9 protein-coding genes are annotated in these 14,399 nt (G+C 73.5%); 1 reads left to right on the forward strand and 8 read right to left on the reverse strand.

Annotation, left to right across the window (positions count from 1 at the left end):
- Window positions 1-16: 16 nt before the first annotated feature.
- Together OG871_RS14660 and OG871_RS14665 are read right to left on the reverse strand one after the other, a co-directional pair.
- Window positions 17-1,807 (reverse strand): acyl-CoA dehydrogenase, encoded by a 1,791-nt coding sequence (locus OG871_RS14660; protein ID WP_371497206.1) that lies wholly within the window; start codon window positions 1,805-1,807, stop codon window positions 17-19.
- On the reverse strand, window positions 1,804-3,666 hold the full coding sequence (locus tag OG871_RS14665) for a fatty acyl-AMP ligase (RefSeq protein ID WP_371497207.1): 1,863 nt from the start codon (window positions 3,664-3,666) through the stop codon (window positions 1,804-1,806). The genes OG871_RS14660 and OG871_RS14665 overlap by 4 nt, the downstream gene beginning before the upstream one ends.
- Window positions 3,667-3,886: 220 nt before the next feature.
- On the opposite strand from OG871_RS14665, the gene OG871_RS14670 reads away from it, so the two are divergent.
- Window positions 3,887-7,087: a S41 family peptidase gene (locus tag OG871_RS14670; protein ID WP_371497208.1), complete on the forward strand. Its 3,201-nt coding sequence runs from the start codon at window positions 3,887-3,889 to the stop codon at window positions 7,085-7,087.
- A 101-nt stretch (window positions 7,088-7,188) separates the two neighbouring features.
- Here OG871_RS14670 and OG871_RS14675 read toward each other — a convergent pair whose 3' ends face one another.
- From OG871_RS14675 to OG871_RS14700, 6 genes are all read right to left on the reverse strand, one after another.
- On the reverse strand, window positions 7,189-7,383 hold the full coding sequence (locus tag OG871_RS14675; RefSeq protein ID WP_371497209.1) for a hypothetical protein: 195 nt from the start codon (window positions 7,381-7,383) through the stop codon (window positions 7,189-7,191).
- Window positions 7,384-7,517: 134 nt separating this feature from the next.
- Complete coding sequence (locus OG871_RS14680) at window positions 7,518-7,718, reverse strand: hypothetical protein (protein ID WP_371497210.1); 201 nt, start codon at window positions 7,716-7,718, stop codon at window positions 7,518-7,520.
- Window positions 7,719-7,875: 157 nt separating this feature from the next.
- Complete coding sequence (locus OG871_RS14685; RefSeq protein WP_371497211.1) at window positions 7,876-9,936, reverse strand: phosphocholine-specific phospholipase C; 2,061 nt, start codon at window positions 9,934-9,936, stop codon at window positions 7,876-7,878.
- Between the two features lie 160 nt (window positions 9,937-10,096).
- Window positions 10,097-10,798, reverse strand: coding sequence for a pentapeptide repeat-containing protein (locus OG871_RS14690; RefSeq protein ID WP_371497212.1), 702 nt, complete (start codon window positions 10,796-10,798; stop codon window positions 10,097-10,099).
- 77 nt (window positions 10,799-10,875) lie between these two features.
- Window positions 10,876-12,078, reverse strand: a complete 1,203-nt coding sequence (locus tag OG871_RS14695; RefSeq protein WP_371497213.1) for a low temperature requirement protein A — start codon at window positions 12,076-12,078, stop codon at window positions 10,876-10,878.
- A gap of 449 nt (window positions 12,079-12,527) precedes the next feature.
- A complete protein-coding gene (locus tag OG871_RS14700; protein WP_371497214.1) occupies window positions 12,528-14,225 on the reverse strand; it encodes an ABC transporter family substrate-binding protein in 1,698 nt (565 codons plus the stop codon).
- Window positions 14,226-14,399: the final 174 nt, after the last annotated feature.

Consider the following 14,399-nt stretch of genomic DNA (forward strand, 5'->3'; position numbering starts at 1 on the left):
TCGCCGTCGCCCGCCGTCAGTCGACGGGCGCGGCGGCGATCGGGTCGTCGTAGAGGTCGAAGCTGCCGCCGCAGCGGTGGCGCCGCAGCAGCTCCTCCAGCACCTCGCCCTCGGCCGCCGGGGCGGGGCGGCCGGGCAGCCCGAGGCCCAGCCGGCGGCAGATCCGGAGCAGGGCGAGCACCACCCAGGCCGGACGGGCGAGGAACGCGTCCGGGCCGCCGCGCTGGTGGCGCCACACGCCCAGGGCGGAGGCCGCGGCCAGCAGCAGCGCGTACCGGTCCATCAGGGCGTAGCTGCGCGGGTCGGCCAGGTCGTCGCGGCGGCGGCCGGCCAGGGCCAGGGCGGCGGCGCGCAGTTCGTGCAGCTCGGCGGCGAGGGTGCGCACCAGCGTCTCCAGCACCTCGCGGTACTCCCCGGCGCCGGCCACGGCGGCCGATCCGGCGGCCAGGTCCGCGAGTTCGGCGAGCAGCGGGTCCTCGGCGCCGACGCTGCCGAGCCGGCCGGTGTCCAGGGCGGGCAGGTCGTCCCGCAGCCGGAACAGGGCCGGGTCGGGGGCGCCGCCGGCCGTCCAGGCGTACTCGGCGAGCACCGGCAGCCGGGGGATCACGGTGGACTGGCAGGCCGCGGTACCGGAGTGGCCCAGGCTGGTGATCGGGAGGTCCCGGACCTGCTTCTGGAAGATCCCGTACGCGCCGGAACGCTCGTACAGGCTGGAGCCGAGCAGCACCGACAGGTCGTAGACGGTGTCACTGAGCAGGATCGGCAGCAGGTACTTGGTGGCGGCCGCGTACACCCCGGTGGCCTCCGGGTACAGGTGCACGGCGCGGGTGCTGGTGAGGGCCAGGGCGTCGGAGACCAGCAGGTCGGTGAAGGCGCCGGCCAGGCTGGCCCTGGCCTGCGGGTTGCGCAGCACCGGCCGGCCGTGCACCCCGCGGTCCAGCGCGAACCGCAGTGCGGTGCGCAGTGCGGTGTCCACTCCCGCCAGCACCATCGAGGGCAGCACGCTACGGGTCAGCTGGAAGGAGCTGAGGGCGATCCGGACGCCGTCGCCCCAGTCGCCGAGCAGCGCCTCGCGCGGGACGGGGCAGTCGGTGAAGGCCAGCCCGCTCATCGAGCAGCCGCGCAGGCCGACGGTGGGGAAGCGGTCGAGGTCGCGCACCCGGTCGGCGGGCAGGGCGGACCGTTCGAGCAGGACGGCGGAGTGGCTTCGGCTGCCCGGCCGGTCGTCGGTGCGGCAGAAGACCACCAGCGCGGCCGCGTGCTCGGCGTTGACGATGACCCGCTTGGCGCCGTCCAGGCGCAGCCCGCCGTCCTCGTCGCTGAGGCTGAACTCGTCGCGCAGGAAGGCGTTTCCGTGCGCCAGGTCGCGGTAGGCGACGGCCACCCGGCCGCCGGCCAGCAGCAGGTCGGCGGTGCGGCGCTGCTGGGCCTCGGTGCCGGCCGCCCAGACCGAGACCGCCGCGAGGAAGGAGCCCGCGCCGAAGCCGACGCCGAGCGAGGGGTCGCGACGGAACACCGGCCGGAGCATCCGGGCGAGCACGTCCACCCGTTCGAAGCGGCCGCCGAGCCGCTCCGGGACGAACTCCGCGCCGAGCCCGAGCGTGTGCAGCAGCCGGACCGACTCGTCGGGCAGTTCGGCCCGGTCGTCGGCCTCCAGGACGGCCCGGTGGCCGTACGGGTTGGCCGGGTCCCAGGGGTCGCCGAGGGCGGTCTCCAGTTCGGTGATCCGGCGGGCGGCCTCGGTCTCCACCGAACGGCCGGGGCCGAGGATGCCGGTGCCGGAGCCGGTGGCGGTGCCGGCCGTCATCGTCCGACCTCCGTCCCCGCCGGTCCGCCCGCTACCAGCTCGGCGACGGCCGGTTCGACCACCTGGTGCAGGGCCTTCAGCCGGCCGGAGAGGAACAGCCGCCGCATGGTGCCGCGTTCGAGCTTGCCGCTGGTGGTGCGCCGGACGGTGCCGGGGCGCACCAGCAGGACGTTGCCCGCCCGGACCTCGAACTCCCGGGAGACGCACTGGCGGACGCTCATGGTCAGCTGGGCCAGGTCGAGGTCGAACCGGCCGGCGGTCCTGACCTCCTGCACCACCACCATGTGCGGCCGGCCCGGCTCCACCTCGAACACCACGCCCGGGCCGAAGGAGCTGCTGAGCTGCTGCACCGCGCGTTCGATGTCCTGGGGGTAGAGGTTGCGGCCGGCCACCACCAGCAGCTCCTTGATCCGCCCGGTGACGAACAGCTCGCCGTCCCGCAGCACGCCGAGGTCGCCGGTGCGCAGATAGCCCTCGTCGCCGTCGGCGGTGACCGCCTTGAAGGTCTCGGCGGTCTCCAGCGGGCGCTTCCAGTAGCCGCGGGCGATGCCCTCGCCGCGCAGCCAGATCTCACCGACCTTGCCCTCCGGCAGCACCCGGCGGCTCTTCGGGTCGACGATCCGCAGGGCGAGCGCGTCGGGCGCGGGTCTGCCGCAGCTGACCAGGGTGCGCGCGGTGCGTCCGGGCACCGGCTGGACGAACTGGTGCTTCTCCAGCGAGGCCGCGTCGACCACCCGCTGGCCGGGCGCACTCGTGGGGCCGACCGGCCGGGCGGTGGCCAGCAGGGTGGCCTCGGCCAGCCCGTAGGCGGGGACGAAGGCCGAGGCCCGGAAGCCGACCTGGGCGAAGCGCTGGGCGAAGGCCCGCAGGGTCTCGGACCTGACCTGCTCGGCGCCGCTGACCGCGGTCGTCCAGCCGGACAGGTCGAGGCCCTCCAGATGCCGGTCGGAGATCCGGCGGACACAGAGTTCGTAGCCCAGGTCCGGGCCGCCGCTGACGTTGATCCCGTACCGGCTGATCGCCTCCAGCCAGCGGATCGGGCGCCGGATGAGCAGGTCCGTGGGCAGCAGGACGCCGGTGCCGCCCAGCCAGAGCGGGTGCAGCAGCTGGCCGACCAGTCCCATGTCGTGGTGGTACGGCAGCCAGCCGCCGACCCGGGAGGTGGGGCCGGTGCCCAGCAGGTCGGCGATCGCCCGCTGGTTGGCGAGCAGGTTGCGGTGGGTGACCATCACCCCGCGCGGGTCCCTGGTCGAGCCGGAGGTGTACTGCAGCATGGCCAGGTCGTCGGCGCGGGCCGCGGTGCGGCGCCAGTCCTCGGCGGCGGGCAGCGCGGCGCCGTCCAGGGCCAGGCAGGCGAGGTCGCCGTGGCCGGCCACGGCCGCCATCAGCGAGATGTCGGGGGCGGAGCGACGGTCCGTCAGGATCAGCCGCGGCGCCGCATCCTTGATCATTCCGAGGGTGCGCTCGTCGTTGCCGCGGCGGCCGTTGGGCGCCGGTCCCGGCACGGCGACCACACCGGCGTACAGGCAGGCCAGAAAGGAGACGGCGAACCGTTCGGCGTCCGCCTGGAGGATCAGTACCCGCTCCCCGGTGAGGCGTCTGTCCTGCAGCCAGGCCGCCAGGCGGCGGGCCGCGGTGTCCAGCTCCGCGTAGTCCATCCGGCGCTCGCACAGCCGGTGGTCGCGCCGGGCGGGCGCCGGGTGGTCGATCCCCGCCGGGACGGCCAGGGCGGGCAGCCGCACCTGCAGCCCCCCGGCCGAGCCGGTCGGCTCCTCCCGCAGGAACACCAAGGCATCCTTCTCCGCGTCCTGCTCGGCATGCCGCAGCAGTACGTCGGTGAAGGTCTCGTTCTCCGACATCGCTTCCCTCCCCTGGCCGTGGTGTCCGGCGCGGCTCCTCCGGCCTGCGCCGAGCACCGGCGGCCCGCCCCGTGGGGGTCAGGATCAGCGCAGGTGCTAGAGCGCCTCTCGACTGCGGGGCGGGCCCCGGTGGACGGCGTGAGGGGGCCCGGGCCCCGCTGACGGTGCATGAGCGGGCAGCCCGGTTGCGGGTGATCGGCACCGGCCGAACCATGGAGGGGTGCCCGGATACCTGCGCCACCCCCACCTGCGCGGCGACCTGCTGACGTTCACCGCCGAGGACGATGTCTGGGCGGCCCCGCTGGGCACCGACGGCGAGGTGGGCCGGGCCTGGCGGATCAGCTGCGACCGGACCAGGGTCAGCCACCCCCGGCTCTCCCCCGACGGCACGGTGATCGCCTGGACCAGCTGGCTGACGCTCACGCCCGAGGTGTGGACCGCCCCCGCGGCCGGCGGCGAGGCGGTCCGGCTGACGTACTGGGGCAGCGTCGACACCCGGGTGCGCGGCTGGCTGCCGGACGGCGAGGTACTGGCGGTCACCTCCTACCGTGAGCCGTTCGCCCACTACACCTGGGCGTACGCGCTGCCGCCGGACGGCTCGCCGGGCCGCCGGCTGCCCTGGGGCCCGGTCGCCGACGCCCAGATGAGCGCCGAGCACACCGTGCTGCTGACCGCCGCGGCGCCGCACGAGCCCGCCGCCTGGAAGCGCTACCGCGGCGGCGCGACCGGCCGGCTCTGGCTGGACCACGGCCCGCTGCTGCCCGGCCACACCGGCCACCTGGCCTCGCCGATGCCGGTGTCCGGCCGGATCGCCTTCCTCTCCGACCACGAGGGCATCGGCAACCTCTACTCCTGCCGCCCCGACGGCACCGACCTGCGCCGGCACACCGATCACGCCTCGTACTACGCCCGGGAGGCCGCCACCGACGGCACCCGGATCGTCTACCAGCACGCGGGCGACCTCTGGCTGCTGGACGGCCTGGACGCGCCCGCGCCCCGCCGGCTGGCGGTACCGCTGGGCGGCGCGCGGGCGGGCCGGCGGCCCTACCAGGTGCTCGCCGCCACCCACGTCAAGGACCTGGCCTGTGACGCCACCGGCCGGGCCGGGGTGCTCACCGTCCGCGGCAGCCTGTACTGGCTGACCCACCGGGACGGCCCGGCCCGGGTCCTCGCCGACACCCCCGGGGTGCGGGCCCGGCTGCCGGTCGTGCTCGGGCACTCCGGCCGGGCCGCCTGGGTGAGCGACGCGCAGGGCGCGGACGCCGTCGAGGTGGCCACGCTGCCCGGCCGGGACGGCACCCCGGTGGCGGCGCCGCGCCGGATCGCCGCCGGGCTGCTCGGCCGGGTGCTGGAGCTCACCGCCAGCCCGGACGGCCGGACCCTGGCGGTGGCCGCCTCGGACGGCCGGCTACTGCTGGTCACGGTGGATGACGGCACCGTCCGGGAGGTGGTGGCCTGTGCCTTCGGCCCGGTGAGCAGCCCCGCCTTCTCCCCCGACTCGCAGTGGCTGACCTGGTCGCAGCCGGTGGCGGGGCGCTCGCTGCGCTCGATCCAGCTGGCCCGGGTGGACGCCCCGGACCGGACGATCGACGTGACCGGCGGGCGGTTCGAGGACGAGCACCCGGTCTTCACCCGGGACGGCCGGTTCCTGGTCTTCCTCTCCTGGCGGGGCTTCGACCCGGTGCACGACGTGCACACCGGCGACCTCTCCTTCCCGCTCGGCTGCCGCCCGTACCTCGTCCCGCTGGCGGCCGACACCCCCTCGCCGTTCGCCGCACCGGTCCAGGGCCGGCCGCCGGTCGGCCTGGACCCGGAGGAGGCGACCGGGGACGGGACGGTCCGGGTGGACGAGCCGGGCCTGTCCAAGCGCCTGGTGCCGTTCCCGGTGATCGCCTCCAAGTACTCGGCCACGGCCCCGGTGCGCGGCGGCGTGCTCTGGCTGCGCTGGCCCATCTCGGGCGCGCTCGGCCAGACCTTCGCCAACCCCGCGGACACCTCGGGGCGGCCGTCGCTGGAGTACTTCGACCTGGCCCACGGCACCCGCAGCACCGTGGTCGACAAGCTGGACGGCTTCGCGGTCTCCGGCGACGGCAGCGCGGTCTCGGTGTTCTCGGCGGGCTCGCTCAAGCTGCACCCGTTGGCCACCCCGAACTCCCCGGTCACGGTGGACCTGCGGCGGATCACCCACACCGTCCACCCGGCGGACGAGTGGCGCCAGTCGTACCACGAGGCGGCCCGGATCGTCCGCGACCAGTTCTGGGACGCCGACATGTGCGGCCTCGACTGGCCGCAGCTGGTGGCCCAGTACGAACCGCTGCTGGACCGGATCGCCTCGCCCGACGACTTCGCCGACCTGCTGCGCGAGCTGCTCGGCGAGCTCGGCACCTCGCACGCGTACGTCACGCCCGCGCGGCGCGGCGAGGGGCCGGCGCCGGCCCAGCAGCAGCTCGGACTGCTGGCCGCCAACGCGCACCGCACGCCGGACGGCCGCTGGCTGCTGGACCGGATCCTGCTCGGCGAGTCCTCCGACCCGAGGGCCCGCGCCCCGCTGGCCGGCTACGGCGTCGAGGACGGGGACGAGCTGGTGGCCGTGGACGGCCGGCCGCCCGATCCGGTGCGCGGCCCGGCCCCGCTGCTGTCCGGCACCGGCGGCACCACCGTCGAGCTCACCCTGCGCCGCGGCGAGACGCTGCGGCGGGTCGCGGTCACCCCGCTGACCGACGAGCGGCCGATCCGGTACCAGGACTGGGTGACCAAACGCCGCAGGCTGGTCCGGGAGTTCAGCGACGGCCGGTGCGGCTACCTGCACATCCCGGACCTCGGCGGCTCCGGCTGGGCCCAGTTCAACCGCGACCTGCGCAGCGAACTCGCCAAGCCCGCCGTGGTGCTGGACGTCCGCGGCAACGCCGGCGGGAACGTCTCCGAGCTGGTGCTGGAGAAGCTCCACCGCCGGGTGCTGGCGTGGGACTTCACCCGCGGCCGGCACCCCGTCCGCTGGCCCAGGGACGCACCGCGCGGTCCGCTGGTGGCCCTGGCCGACCACGCCACCAGCTCGGACGGCGACGTGATCATCACGGCGATCCGGCTGCTGGGTCTCGGGCCCGTGGTGGGCACCCGCACCTGGGGCGGGGTGGTCGGGATGACCGGCCGGCACCCGCTGGGCGACGGCACCCAGATCTCGGTGCCGAAGAACGCGTCCTGGTTCACCGAGGGGATCGGTTTCTCGGTGGAGAACCACGGCGTGGACCCGGACGTCGAGGTGGTGCGCAGCCCGCACGACTGGGCCCGCGGCGAGCACACCGAGCTGGTGGAGGCCGTGCGGCTGGCGCTGGAGCGGCTGGCCGAGCGGCCGGCGGCGGCCCCGCCACCGTCCGACGTGCCCCGGCCGGATCTGCGGCGCCCGCCGCTGCCGCCGCGCTGACCGGACGGTGCGGCCCCCGCCGGCAGGAGCCGGCGGGGGCGCGATCTCGGTGCCGCGATCTCGGTGCGGATGCTCAGGCCTCCGCTGCCGGTGCCCTCGTCTCAGTCGAGGGGGTCGCCCTCGGCGGTCATGTCGGCGGCGGCGCGGCGGTCCTCCTCGGCCTGCATCGCCTGCTGCCTGGCCCGCTCCGCGCGGTCACCGAACGCGTCGGCGGCCTCGTCGTGGGCGACCGCCCCGCGCTCGCTGGGGCTGACCATCTCGTGCGCCTTGGACCGGAACCTGTCGAAGATACCCATCGCTCTCTGCTCCTCCGGCTACTCGGACGGCGGACCTCCCCCTCACTCTCACACCGCCACTCTCACACCGCGCCGCCCCGTATGCCACCGGGGGCGCGGCCCGGGCGGGCTGCCCCCGCGAGGCCGTCAGCGGGTCACCACGGGCCCTGGATCTCGTCGGGGCCGTCGTCGCCGGGCTCCATCATCGTCTCCTCGGCCGTCGTGTCCTCGGCGTCCTTCGCGTCCTGAGCCCGCTGCTCGGCCTCCGCGGGCCCCCCGGGCATGCCCTCCTCGGCCTTCCCGGCCTCCCGGCCGGGCTCCTGCCTCTTGTCCCGGAACCTGTCACCGATACCCATGATCCCTCCTCGGGTGTGTACGGACGACCTGCTCCGGCCCAATCTGGCACCGGCCCCGCGCCGCCGCACCCCGGGATCCCCGCACCCCGGAACGCCACACCCCGGAACGCCGCCGGGCCGGGCCCCGCGCGGCGCGGGGCCCGGCCCGGTGGTGGGGTCAGCCGCTGATGCTGGGGGTGCCGGTCTCCAGGTGGCCGGTGAAGCGCTGGGACCAGGTGGTGTCGGTGCTGACGGTGACCGTGAAGTCGTACCAGCCGTTCTGGTACGCGACCGCGTTGAAGTAGTCGCTGGTGTTGCCGCCGGCCGGGACGGTGTACGTCCAGGGGCCGTCGGTGCGGTAGTTGTTCGAGGTGATGGTGAAGGTGACCGGGGCGGTGCCGGCGTTGGCGAGCCTGAACCAGACGGCGAGCCTGCCGGTGGTCGGGGCGTTCGCGTAGGAGGCCGTCGCCGCGACGCTCTTGCCGGCCTTGGTGGCGTCGCCCTTGAAGCGGCGCAGGAAGCGGTTGGGGCCGACCACGCCGAGGTCGTAGGGGCCGTTGCCGAAGTTCGCGCCGCAGTTGAAGAAGTCGCTCTGGTCGGTGCCCGCGTCGACCGTGTACTGCCAGGGGCCGCCACCGCGGTAGGCGTTGGCGTAGGCCGCGAAGTGCGCGGCGCTGGTGGCCGCCGTGCCCTTGTTCTCCATCCTCAGCCAGACCTTCATGACGTTGCCGGAGGCGAACTCCAGGTGGTCGAGGTTGGCGTTCGGCTGGTACGGCAGGGCGCGGGCCGGGCGGGTGCCGGACTCCTGCAGCGGGAGGGCGTTGGTGACCGGTGCCGGGTTGGGCAGCGGGCCGCAGGCGGACAGGCCGATGGTGGCGTCGGTGTTGGGCAGCGCGGGCATGCCGTACACCGGGTTGGCGAAGTCGAAGACGCTGGTGAGGTCCCCGCAGACCTTGCGGCGCCAGGCACTGATGTTGGGGGTGGTGGCGGGCTTGCCGATCGCGGCGGTCCACTTCTCCAGGAATCGCAGCACCGAGGTGTGGTCGAAGACCTCGGAGTTGACCCAGCCGCCGCGGGTCCACGGGGAGATGGCGATCAGCGGGACGCGGAAGCCGAGGCCGATGTTGGTGCCGTTGTAGAACTCGCCGGGGGTGCCGGCCGGGGCGGTGGGCGGCGGGACGTGGTCGAAGAAACCGTCGTTCTCGTCGTAGTTGAGGAACATGACGGAGGAGTTGAAGACGTCCGGGTCGGCGTTGAGGGCGTCCATCACCATGTGCACGAAGTGCGCGCCGTCGGTCGGCGTGGCGTACGGGTGCTCGGAGGAGGCCTCGTCGGCGACCACCCAGGAGACCTGCGGGAGGGTGCCGTCCAGCACGTCGGCGCGGATCGCGGCGGCGATGTCGTTGGGGGTCTTGCCGGTGACCTTGGGCACCGAGCCCATGCCCTTGACCGCGAGCGGGCTGCCGGCCGGGGCACCGGAGAAGGTGTTGAAGTAGGCCAGCGCGTTGTCGCCGTAGTTGTCGCTCGCGTTCTGGTAGACCTTCCAGCTGACGCCGGCGCGCTCCAGCGCCTCGGCGTACGTCTCCCAGCGCAGGTTGGACTCGTCGCCGCCGTCGTAGGCGGGGCCGCCGGCGGTGCCGGCCGGGTCGATCTGGCCGCTCCAGTGGTAGGTGCGGTTGGGGCCGGTGGCGCTGAGCACCGAACAGAAGTACGCGTCGCAGATGGTCCAGTTGTCGGCGAGGGCGTAGTGGAACGGGATGTCGGCCCGGGTCAGGTGGCCGAGGGCGCGGACGTTGCCCTTCGCGGCGACCCAGGAGTCCATCCTGCCGCCGTTCCAGGCCTTGTGCTGGTCGGACCAGCCGTGCGCCAGGTCGCCGTTGCACTGGGCGAGCCGCTCGGGGTCGGCGCCACCGGCCGGCTTGGTGGCGCTGAACTGCCAGGGGTACTGGCGGCCGAGGCCGTTGGGCTGGTTGAAGACGCTGTAGCCGTTGGCGATCTGGATGGCGCTGCGGTCGGCGAACCCGCGGACGCCCTTGAGCATGCCGAAGTAGTGGTCGAAGCTGCGGTTCTCCTGCATCAGGATCACGATGTGCCGGGCGTCCACGATGGTGCCGGTGGCGCTCAGGGCGGCGGCCTCGGCCGACGCGGTGGTGGCCGCGACCGTCCCGCCCGCCACCGCCGCTCCGGCCGCCGCACTCGCCGACAGCGCCATGAACTTCCTACGACTCAGCTCAGCCATCCGAACCGCCGCCCTCTCAGGAGTTGTGCACACAGGTCTGGCACTCACCGAACGCGGTGCATCCTGGCCCAGCCCGGCGCGGAAGGCCATGACTTTCCATGAAGGCTTGTTGGACTGTTCGTCCGCGCGTCGTCCGGCGACCTCGCGGTGAACGGACGCCTCAGCCGTCCTTCACAACAATTCCCAGCGCCTGGGCGAACTGCGGCGCCAGCTCGAAGAGTTGGTGCGTGGAGATGACCGCCCCACGAAGTCCCAGGTGGCCGTCGGCCAGGCCGAGCCGGACGGCTCCGCGGAGGTCGACCTTGCTGAGCTTCGCGCCGCCGAGCCGGACCTCCTCCAGGGTGGAGCCGGGGAACGCGACCTCGGTCATCCTGGCCTCGCCGAAGTCGACGTCGCGCAGCAGGCAGTCCTCGAACACCACGTCCCGCAGGGTGGCGCCGCGCAGGTTGACGGACTCCAGCTTGCACTGGCGCAGGACCACCCGGCGCAGCGCGCAGCCGTACCAGGCGATGCCGGCGAGCACCGAGCCGAGCACGGCGCTGTCCTGCCACTCGCTCTCGGCGAGGTCGGTGGCGACCAGGCGGCTGCCGTGCACCCAGGCCTCGTTGAAGGAGGCCCGCCGAAGCCCGGCGCCGTCGAAGTGGACCCCGGTGAAGGCGCACTCCAGGAAGCCCGCGCCGCCGGCCGCGCCACCGTGCTCGGTGCCGTCGAAGTGCACGGTGTCGTAGCGCTGGTCGGCCCGCAGCGGGCCGCTGTGCGGCTGCAGCAGGTGGGCGTAGGGCAGTTGGGCGAGCTCTTCGGGAACGTTGGGGACGGCGGGCATGGCGGCTCGTTCCGGGTCGACGACGGCGGGCCCGGCCATCGTCCCAGCCGGTACCGACAGCCCGGCGGCGACCGCACGGCGACACAGCGCGGGCCGGCCGCACGAGGCCCCGACCGTCAGCCCTCCCGGGCGTGCAGCGCCAGCCCGACGGCGACCGTCGCGGCCGCCACCAGACCCGCCAGCAGGACCCCGGACCCGCCGGCGAAGGTGCAGGCCAGCATCGCCACGGCGGCCACCGGCAGGACGGCCTGGCCGGCGCCCCGCTTGGTGTGCCGGGAGTGCAGCAGCCAGACCGTGAACAGGTAGACCGCCGCGGGCACGGTGACCGCCGCGGTGGCCGCGTCGGCGGAGATGTGCGCCTGGCCGACGGCGTACTCGACCGCGACCTCCAGGCCGGCGCCGATGGCGGCGGCCGCCCCGAGCACCAGGTAGTGGCCGTAGCCCCAGAGGAAGGCCTGCCGGTTCGAGCGCAGATGGTCGTGGACCGGCCGGGCGAAGTAGATCCACCAGGCGGCGAAGCAGAGCAGGATCCCGCCGGCGGCGAGCGGCAGCAGCTCACCCAGTGCCTCGTGCTCGTCCAGGGCGGCCTGGATGGCGATGGTGGCGGCGGAGACCGTCTCACCGAGCACGATCAGGGTGAACAGGCCGTAGCGCTCGGCGATGTGGTGCGGGTGCCAGGTGCTCTGGGTGTGCAGTTCGGCGAACACCGGGACGGAGAGCTCGGCCAGGATTCCCAGCGGGATGACGTACGGGCGGGCGCTCTCCGGCACCAGCAGCACCAGTGCCCAGCCGATCTGGCAGACGGTGATGCCGGCCGCGTAGCGCAGCGCCATGGTGCGGGCGCCACCGGTCTCGCACCGCGCGGCGCGCAGCCACTGGGCGACCATCGCGAGGCGCATCACCACGTAGCCGACCACCGAGAGCGTGAGGTCCTGGTCGCCGAACATCCGGGGGACGCCGGCGGCCAGGATCAGCACGCCGGTGATCTGGACCAGGGTGGTGATCCGGTACGGCACGTCGTCCACGTCGTAGGCGGAGGCGAACCAGGTGAAGTTCATCCAGGCCCACCAGATCGCGAAGAAGGCGAAGCAGTAGCCGACCAGGCCGGTGCCCGGGTGGTCGTCGGCGACGGAGTGGGCGAGCTGGCCGCTCGCCTGGGCGACGGCGACCACGAAACAGAGGTCGAAGAAGAGTTCCAACGGCGTGGCGGCGCGGTGGGGTTCGTCCCGGCTGCGGGGCACCATCCGCCGGACGGGCCGGGAGTCCGCCTTGCCCGGGTCGGCGGAGTGCGGCTCGGGCAGGGCGGATTCGCTGGTCATCGCGGTCGCTTTCGTCAGGGGCGGTACCCCGCGATCCTGGCAGCGGCGCCCGCCGTGCGCACGCATCCGCGCGGCACGCCGATCGGCCCGCCTGCACCCGTTCTGGGTAGTCGTCAGGCACAGTTGACGGTGCAGTGCGCGAACCGGGTGACAGCTCGACGGCTCCCGGGCGCGCCCTGTGGAAGGTGTCCCGTCCATCCCGGTCGGGCCGATAGATTCCACGCCAAGTGGAACGACGACACGGGCGGTCTGCGGGCAACGCGGAAGGTCAAGGCGGATGGCGTGGACACGGGGGCGGCTTCGCCGGTTCCCGTGTCCACGCCTGAACGCCTCGTGATCACCGCGCTGCTCGCCAGCGCCGCCGGTCGCCCGCCCGACCGGATCGCCCGCGCGGATCGGCTGAGCGGACCGCCCGGGCGGATCGCCGGGCCGGAGCCCCGCGACAGGGGCTACTTCTCCCAGCCGACCGAGGTGATGACGGTGTCGGCGAGGCTGCCGGCACCGAAGTTGGCCAGGCCCTTGCGGACCGCGACGATGCTCGGCCGCTGGTAGAGCTCGACGGTGTGGGCGAGCTCCCAGATCTTCACGTCGGCCTGGTTGTAGAGCTTGGCGGCCTCGGCCGGGTCCAGGGTGGCGGCGGCCTTGCGCAGCAGGGTGTCGATCTCCGGGGTGCTCAGCTTCGAGTAGTTGCCGAACACGTTGTCGCCCTGCGGGGCGCGGTAGATCGGCACGGTCCGCGAGAGCGGGAAGGAGCCGGTGTTGCGCCAGCTCGCCAGGTCGAACTTGCCCTCGTTGATGTACTTGGAGAAGTACTCCTTGCTCGGCACCTTGTCCACCGAGAGCTTCACGCCGACCTGCTGGAGCATGCTCTGCACGGCGGCGGCCAGGTCGGCCTGCGCCTGGGTGGAGCCGTCGCTCATCACGTAGTGCAGCTCCAGCGGCTTGCCGTCCTTGCTGCGCACGCCGCCGGCGTCCTTCCAGCCCGCGGTGTCCAGCAGTTGCCTGGCGGCGGCCGGGTCGTACTTCACCCAGTCCCCGGAGTTGGCCTGGTAGCCGCTCTGGTTGGTCATGAACAGGTGGTTGTCGAGCGGCTTGAACTCGACCGGGACACCCTGGTTGACGATCTTGATCAACGAGGCCCGGTCCAGCGCCTTGCCGAGCGCCTGGCGGACGCCCTGGTCGGCGAGCGCGCCGTTGCCGCCGAAGGAGATGTGCACCTCGTCCCAGGGCGTTCCGGTGCGGATCGCCGCGTCCTTGGCGTCCTTGAGCTGGCCGTACGCGGTGGCGGTGCCCGCCGAGGCGAAGTCCACCTCGTTGTTGAGGAAGGCCTGGGTGATCGCCGCACCGTCCAGCACCCGGTAGGTGATCTTGTCGAGCTTGGGCCTGGGGCCCCACCAGTCCGGGTTCGGCACCAGGGTGATGGTCTGCGCGGCCTTGTCCGCGTTGGCGATCTTGAACGGGCCGCCGTAGACCGGGACCTGCTCGATCCAGCCCTCGTTGAACGCCTGCGGGGTGGCGATCCCGGAGGCCGGCAGCAGCGGGTTGAACAGGCTCTGCCAGTCCGCGTAGGGCTCGCTGAAGGTGACCTTCACCTCGCTCGCGTCCGCCCCCTGCTCGACGTTGGAGATCTGCTCGTAGCCCGAGGAGTCCGCGAGGTTGTACGCCGGGTCCTTGCCGTTGGAGGCCTGCCAGACCGCCTTGAAGTCCTGGTAGCCCAGCTGCTTGCCGTCCGACCACTTGGCCTTGGGGTTGATCTTGTAGGTGACCACCTGGGGCGAGGTGGAGGTGACCTTCGCGGACTCCAGGTACTCCGGCACCGGGTGGTAGACGCCCTTGGCGTCCGAGCGGAAGATCCGCGCCTCGACGTAGCCCATGATCTCGACGGCGTCGCCGTACGTGCCGTCGACCTGGTACGGGTTCCACTGGGTGATCCACTGCTGGAGCGGCTCGCGCAGCTCCCCGCCGTCCTTGATCTTCTCCAGCGGCTGCGGGTTGTTGTCCTCCGCGTCCTGGGTCGGCGCCACCGTCTTGGCCACGTCGTTCGCCGAGCCGCCGGCCGAACTGCTGCAGGCGGTGGCGGCGAGCACCACGGCGATGGCGGCGGCCGCGGCGCGGCCGAGTCTGCGGGTGGCGAGCGATGCGTCCATCAGGAAGTTCCCCGGGGGTCTCGAAGAGTCGACGGCCGCCAGGTGTGGCGACGCTTGAACGTGGGCAGCCAAGTCGGTGCCGACAGGCAGAACGTAACAGCGGATCAAGTCGACTACCAGGGGGCGGTGTTCAGATCTGATCGAAAGGAAACGGGCCGCAACACTGCCGCAACA

The organism is Kitasatospora sp. NBC_00374 (assembly GCF_041434935.1).
Taxonomy (GTDB): Bacteria; Actinomycetota; Actinomycetes; order Streptomycetales; family Streptomycetaceae; genus Kitasatospora.

What these genes read in the sequence shown, in the direction of transcription:
- OG871_RS14660 (WP_371497206.1), bottom strand. Translation starts at nt 1,807, where the DNA reads ATGACGGCCGGCACCGCCACCGGCTCCGGCACCGGCATCCTCGGCCCC.
- OG871_RS14665 (WP_371497207.1), bottom strand. Translation starts at nt 3,666, where the DNA reads ATGTCGGAGAACGAGACCTTCACCGACGTACTGCTGCGGCATGCCGAG.
- OG871_RS14675 (WP_371497209.1), bottom strand. Translation starts at nt 7,383, where the DNA reads ATGGGTATCTTCGACAGGTTCCGGTCCAAGGCGCACGAGATGGTCAGC.
- OG871_RS14680 (WP_371497210.1), bottom strand. Translation starts at nt 7,718, where the DNA reads ATGGGTATCGGTGACAGGTTCCGGGACAAGAGGCAGGAGCCCGGCCGG.
- OG871_RS14685 (WP_371497211.1), bottom strand. Translation starts at nt 9,936, where the DNA reads ATGGCTGAGCTGAGTCGTAGGAAGTTCATGGCGCTGTCGGCGAGTGCG.
- OG871_RS14690 (WP_371497212.1), bottom strand. Translation starts at nt 10,798, where the DNA reads ATGGCCGGGCCCGCCGTCGTCGACCCGGAACGAGCCGCCATGCCCGCC.
- OG871_RS14695 (WP_371497213.1), bottom strand. Translation starts at nt 12,078, where the DNA reads ATGACCAGCGAATCCGCCCTGCCCGAGCCGCACTCCGCCGACCCGGGC.
- OG871_RS14700 (WP_371497214.1), bottom strand. Translation starts at nt 14,225, where the DNA reads ATGGACGCATCGCTCGCCACCCGCAGACTCGGCCGCGCCGCGGCCGCC.